Here is a 5,741-nt window from a genome sequence, read left to right as displayed (position 1 = left end):
ATATGAAAATAAATAACGAGTCCCAAATAGCCTTGCAAGTGGACTTGTTATTTATTTGATAGTGCCTAAGCAAACCCAAAGGAAGAAAGAGAGTGAAAATAATAGTGAATACTAAGGAAAGAAGAAGAGGCATAATGCTAATACTTTTTGCAGCTATGCTATGGGGAGTATCAGGCACGGTTGCTCAATATTTATTTCAGCAAAAGGGCTTTAGTTCAGAATGGCTGGTAGATATTCGATTATTAGTATCAGGAGTAATTTTATTATTATATGGTTCAATAAAAGATAAGGGAAAGATATATGAAGTTTGGAAGACAAAACATGGCCGCATTAATATTTTATTATTTGGTATTGTAGGCATGCTAAGTGTTCAATATACATATTTTGCTGCGATTAAATATGGAAATGCAGCAACAGCAACTATACTTCAATACTTATCACCAGTGATAATAACTTTATATTTAGCTGTTAGGATGAAAAAGTGTCCAAGCATACAGGAAATTACAGGGATTGCATTAGCGATGCTTGGGACATTCCTTATAATTACAAAAGGAAATATTCATAGCATAGCCATTTCTAAGACAGCATTATTTTGGGGAATCAGCTCTGCTTTTGCAGCAGCTTTTTATACAATCCAGCCTAAGTATTTATTGAAAAAGTTTGGTTCAACAAGTACTGTTGGATGGGGGATGATTATTGGAGGAATAGCTTTTGCTTTTGTCCACAGTCCTTGGAATTTTACAGGAGAATGGTCTATAGAATCAATATTAGCAGTTATATTTGTAGTTTTATTTGGAACTTTAATTGCATTTTATTGTTACTTGGAAAGTTTAAAGTATGTACAACCAACAGATGCAAGTATATTATCTTCCGCTGAACCATTATCTGCCGCTTTTTTATCTGTATTATGGCTTAAGGTTTCTTTAGGAATGGCAGAGTGGATAGGAACCATATGTATTATAGTTACAATAATAATGTTATCTTTTGTAAAGACTAATAAGTAAAAGGAATAATGAAGTTAGCAGGAGGATTTTATGGATAATAAGAAAATTCAGTATCATACTAATAGGATAGCTAAGTTTCTCGCAGTTAGGGATATTAATAATTTGGAATGCAAAGAACTAGAAAGAGCATTTGGAATAAAAAAAGTAGATGTATTAGTTTTACTCGGAAATTCTATTCCACATACGATAGAGTGTGCAGTTAATGCTTATAAAAATAACTTATGTGATAAAATTTTGATTAATGGAGGAATAGGACATTCTACTGAGCTATTAAGAAATGAGATAAGGAAAGATAGCAAGTTTAATTTCATAGATATTGAAAACAAAGCTGAAGCTGATATATTTTATGAAATCATGACTAAAATTTATAATGTGGATTCAGATAAAATTATTGTTGAAAATAAATCTACTAATTGTGGCGATAATGCAAAAAAAGCAGTAGAATTATTAAATGAGTTATCTATTTCATATAATTCTCTACTTTTAATTCAGGATCCTACCATGCAGCTTAGGACATATGCATCATTCTTGAAATATGTAGATATTAAAAATGTAAAGATAATAAACTATTCTCCATTTATTCCGAGTATTAATTGTGATTTAATATTAAATAATAAAGATATTAAAGGTATTTGGGATGAACAAAGATATTTTGAACTTATTATGGGAGAAATACCAAGATTAAAAGATGATGTTAATGGTTATGGACCTAATGGAAAAAATTTTATTGCACATATAGATATTCCAAGAGAAATTGAAGATGATTATGACGTATTAAAAAATTTGAATAATAATAATAAGTTTTCAGCAAGGTGTGAACTATAGAGCAGGAGGGATTTGTTTTGGAAGAAAATGTTAAAATAAAAGCTAAGGATACAAAGATGTATAAGTTTTTTAAGGAATGGGTAGTGCCAATAGTCTGTGCTTTAGCTATAGCATTTCTATTAAGAAAATTTGTATTTTTTAATGTCTATGTACCAACAGGTTCAATGATTCCAACTATAAATAAAAATGATAAAGTATTAGTAACTAGAATAATGAGTCTTAATAGTTTAAAAAGAGGAGATATAATAGTGTTCGATTCTGATGAACTTGGAGAAACACTAGTAAAAAGATTAATAGGACTTCCCGGCGATAAAATAGATATAAAAAACGGAGAAGTGTTTGTAAATGGAAATAAGTTGGAAGACGATTATGTAAAAAATAAAGATAAATATAATGGATCTTTTGAAGTACCAGAAGGAAAATATTTTTTTTTAGGTGATAATAGGCCAATATCAAATGATGCAAGGTACTGGAAAAATCATTACATAGATGGATCAAAAATAGAAGGAAAAGCACAATTTATATTCTATCCATTTAATGATTTTGGAAAATTAAAATAATAAAATGCAGCTTAGATTAAGCTGCATTTTTTCTTTTTATGCTAATCAGAGGAATAGAGATTAATGCATTAATATATTTAACAATAGTAGTATATATTATGTATTAATTATCATTTAAATCAATTAAAAAAGTAGCTTTTAAGATTATTATTTCATATTTTGTTGTATAGAAATAATTTTAAGAAGGAAGTCGGAAATATGTTAAAAACAATCTTAAAACCAATAGAAGTAATATTAAAAAGCAGGATAGAACAATCAGGATTAAAAGATGAATTTGCAAAATATCCAGAGTATGTTGCAAAAGCAAAAGAAATTTGGGATATGATAGATAAGGATTTTGGAATTTCAAATACAATAGAGAACATGTTGAAGATAAAAATAGATAAATTTGATGAAACATTAAATAAAAAATTCCCAGAATTGAAAAGTGAAGATATTACTAAATTAAAGGAAAGCATAATTGGTGAATTTAACGAAAATAAGGGAAAAGTATTAAATCAAGTTTATGCATTTAAAGAATTTCAAGATCTTTATACTAAATTGCAGGAAGAAAACGAGAAACTTAAAGAGCAGTTAGGAAAGATTCAAGAAGTATTACCTTCAAATGTTAATACGGAATCAATTAAAGATAAAAAGTAAAGCTTATTGTAATGTAGGAGGAATACAATAAGGTTGAAGAAGCGGAACAATTGATGAATTTTTGCATATATTATTCTTAGTATTATGAATTAGTATAACAGTCTAGAGATGACTGTTATACTAACAATCTAATATTTTCATTGTAATCCTCCATAGCATTGCAGTAATCCTATTATTTAAATTGTAATGCAAACTTTTAAAATCTTCTTCATAATTTAGGATGGTAGACGACATCTGTTTGCTATCCTTAAATTTTTCTGTTAAATAAGAATTTATTGCAGCAAGGTTATAGTTTATATTAATTTAATTCTTTTTTTCTTTTATAAAATATAAAAAAATTTTAACAGGATCTACGGTAAGTTCTTTTGATAATTTTAAAATAAGATTAACATTTGGATTACAAAGAGAAGGGTGTTTCTCTAATTTTGACAAATATCCTTTGCTAATTCCTAAATTTCTGGCTAATTTTGACTGAGTAATTCTTTTTTCTTGCCGCGTTTCTTTTATCACATTTATCACCTCGTATTATCAAGCTCAAAAATGGTCGAAAGTTTCCTGGGAGTAAACTTTTTTTGTTGTATAATGTTTTTATAAGGGATAATCACTAAATATAGGTTTCTAGAGAAGCTTTAATTCATGTATTTTCTACAACAAGATTATTGTATAACTTTTTACTTGTCACTAATTAAGTTTTTTTGACAACAAAGTAAAAATAAGTTGTTATGATTACAAATTTAATTGTGTAACTTTACATACGGTTTTTAAGCATAATAAATTAAAATTATTAATTTATAAAAAAATTTTTAATTAAAAATTTATGAAATGTGATATTGTACAAGCTAAAGCATCAATGGAAAACAACAATATACTGATTGTGCCTAAGACTTATCTGGAGAGTGAATAATGAGGGAGAATAGTAAGCTTGATGAATTAAGAGACGAATTGAACGAGATGATAAATAATAACTTGGATCCTAAGGAAATTTTAAAGTTAAGCCAAGAATTAGATGTTTATATAGTGGAAGAAATGAAGAAAGACTACGAGATACTAGATGAATAATAAAATAAGAAGCAAATATATTTTTTATGCAATAATATATTTGCTTCTTATTTCTTTTAACAAGGGGAAAAATTATAATAATTATATTTTAATAGGAAATAATTAATATACAATCTATTATATATGATATAATATTTAATATCACTTAATACAGTGTCAACTAGTAGAAGATATATAACAACTTAGGAGGGAAACTATCAATATATGATAACTATAATAAGTATTATCATTGCAATCTTACTTGTATTTATGAATGGTTTTTTTGTGGCAACAGAATTTGCAATGGTTAAGGTAAGAAAATCAAGGATAGAAACACTAGCGATAGAAGGAAGTAGAAATGCAAAGTATGCTCTAAAAGTCGTTAAAGATTTAAACTCATACTTATCTGCATGTCAGCTTGGAATAACTTTAGCTTCATTAGGACTTGGTTGGATTGGAGAACCAGCAGTTTCAGAAGCACTTAGCCCATTATTTAGTTTGCTAAAGTTATCTGAAAGTACTGTATATTCAATTTCTTTTGTTTTAGGGTTTTCAATCATAACTGGACTTCATATTGTACTTGGGGAACTCACACCTAAATCATTAGCTATTATAAATACAGAAAGTATAGCAATGTATACGGCTTTTCCGCTTATAGCATTTTATAGATTAACTTATCCAATAATGTGGACTTTTAACCATAGTACTAATTTAGTATTAAGAATATTTGGAATTTCACAAGTTGAAGAACATGAAGCAGCACATACAGATGAAGAAATAAAGCTTTTAGTAGAGGATAGCTACAAACATGGTCTAATCGATCAAACAGAGTTAACTTTTGTAGATAACATATTTGATTTTTCAGAAAAAACTGTAAGAGAGATTATGATACCGCGTACTGATATGGCATGTATTTTTATTGAAGATACCTTTGATGAAATTATTGAATATGTATTGAAAGAACAATTAACTAGATATCCAGCATGTAGAGACAGCAAAGATAATGTTATTGGTTTTATACATATTAAGGATTTATTTAAACTTAAATTTGAGGGTAATGAAAACATAGAAGAAATCATTAGAGAGATAAAATTTGTTCCAGAGTCATTATCAATCAGTGAATTATTTAAGACCTTTAAAAAAGAAAAAGCGCAAATGGCCATAATTATTGATGAATTTGGAGGAACCTCAGGACTAGTAACTACTGAAGATATTCTAGAAGAGATAGTTGGTGAAATTCAAGACGAATTTGATGATGATGTGGAGGAAGAAATAAGAAAGAATGAAAATGGAAGCTATGTTGTAGATGGAAGAGTTCATATTGGAGATATTAATGAACTTCTAGATATAGAAATTGAAGTTGAAAACATTGATACTATTGGAGGCTGGATTTATTCACAGTTAAAATCATATCCTAAGCCTAAGGAAAAGGTTTCTTATGAAGAGTATGAATTTATTATTTTAAAATGTGATAGAAAGAGAATAAGTCAGGTGTTAATTAAAAAGATAAGTGATTAATAAAGAATTGACTTATTAATGCAGAAAGTATATAGGGCACAATCAAATAAATAATAAGTCCATTTGCCAGACTATTTTCCATCATCCTACGGCGACAAATTAACCTAATAGCCCGCTATGAGGGCAATTTGTCTTCTTGCCTGATGAAAAATATCCA

7 protein-coding genes are annotated in these 5,741 nt (G+C 28.0%); 6 read left to right on the top strand and 1 reads right to left on the bottom strand.

All coding sequences use genetic code 11. The features are described 5' to 3' along the window. Positions 1–104: 104 nt before the first annotated feature. From CLOBL_RS26550 to CLOBL_RS26535, 4 genes are all read left to right on the top strand, one after another. Positions 105–1,004: an EamA family transporter gene (locus CLOBL_RS26550; RefSeq protein WP_077861746.1), complete on the top strand. Its 900-nt coding sequence runs from the start codon at positions 105–107 to the stop codon at positions 1,002–1,004. 30 nt (positions 1,005–1,034) lie between these two features. Further along, entirely contained in the window at positions 1,035–1,829 is a 795-nt protein-coding gene (locus CLOBL_RS26545; RefSeq protein WP_077861745.1) for a YdcF family protein, read from the top strand. Between the two features lie 17 nt (positions 1,830–1,846). Then, positions 1,847–2,389 (top strand): signal peptidase I, encoded by a 543-nt coding sequence (gene lepB / locus CLOBL_RS26540; protein WP_077861744.1) that lies wholly within the window; start codon positions 1,847–1,849, stop codon positions 2,387–2,389. 198 nt (positions 2,390–2,587) lie between these two features. Beyond that, positions 2,588–3,028, top strand: coding sequence for a hypothetical protein (locus CLOBL_RS26535; RefSeq protein WP_077861743.1), 441 nt, complete (start codon positions 2,588–2,590; stop codon positions 3,026–3,028). 303 nt (positions 3,029–3,331) lie between these two features. Here the strand turns inward: CLOBL_RS26535 and CLOBL_RS26530 are convergent, their stop codons facing one another. Further along, positions 3,332–3,538: a helix-turn-helix transcriptional regulator gene (locus tag CLOBL_RS26530; RefSeq protein ID WP_009171886.1), complete on the bottom strand. Its 207-nt coding sequence runs from the start codon at positions 3,536–3,538 to the stop codon at positions 3,332–3,334. 393 nt (positions 3,539–3,931) lie between these two features. Here CLOBL_RS26530 and CLOBL_RS26525 point away from each other — a divergent pair, with 393 nt between their 5' ends. Both CLOBL_RS26525 and CLOBL_RS26520 read left to right on the top strand, forming a co-directional pair. Further along, positions 3,932–4,087 carry a Spo0E family sporulation regulatory protein-aspartic acid phosphatase gene (locus CLOBL_RS26525; protein ID WP_077861742.1) on the top strand — a complete coding sequence of 52 codons (156 nt, stop codon included), beginning with the start codon at positions 3,932–3,934 and terminating at the stop codon, positions 4,085–4,087. Positions 4,088–4,291: 204 nt separating this feature from the next. Next, on the top strand, positions 4,292–5,584 hold the full coding sequence (locus CLOBL_RS26520) for a hemolysin family protein (RefSeq protein ID WP_077861741.1): 1,293 nt from the start codon (positions 4,292–4,294) through the stop codon (positions 5,582–5,584). Positions 5,585–5,741: the final 157 nt, after the last annotated feature.

Origin of the sequence: Clostridium sp. BL-8, from assembly GCF_002006495.1 — a bacterium.
Classification (GTDB): Bacteria; Bacillota; Clostridia; order Clostridiales; family Clostridiaceae; genus Clostridium.
This window is presented reverse-complemented; position numbering and strand designations above follow the sequence as displayed.

What these genes read in the sequence shown, in the direction of transcription:
- CLOBL_RS26545 (WP_077861745.1), top strand. Translation starts at nt 1,035, where the DNA reads ATGGATAATAAGAAAATTCAGTATCATACTAATAGGATAGCTAAGTTT.
- CLOBL_RS26535 (WP_077861743.1), top strand. Translation starts at nt 2,588, where the DNA reads ATGTTAAAAACAATCTTAAAACCAATAGAAGTAATATTAAAAAGCAGG.
- CLOBL_RS26525 (WP_077861742.1), top strand. Translation starts at nt 3,932, where the DNA reads ATGAGGGAGAATAGTAAGCTTGATGAATTAAGAGACGAATTGAACGAG.
- CLOBL_RS26520 (WP_077861741.1), top strand. Translation starts at nt 4,292, where the DNA reads ATGATAACTATAATAAGTATTATCATTGCAATCTTACTTGTATTTATG.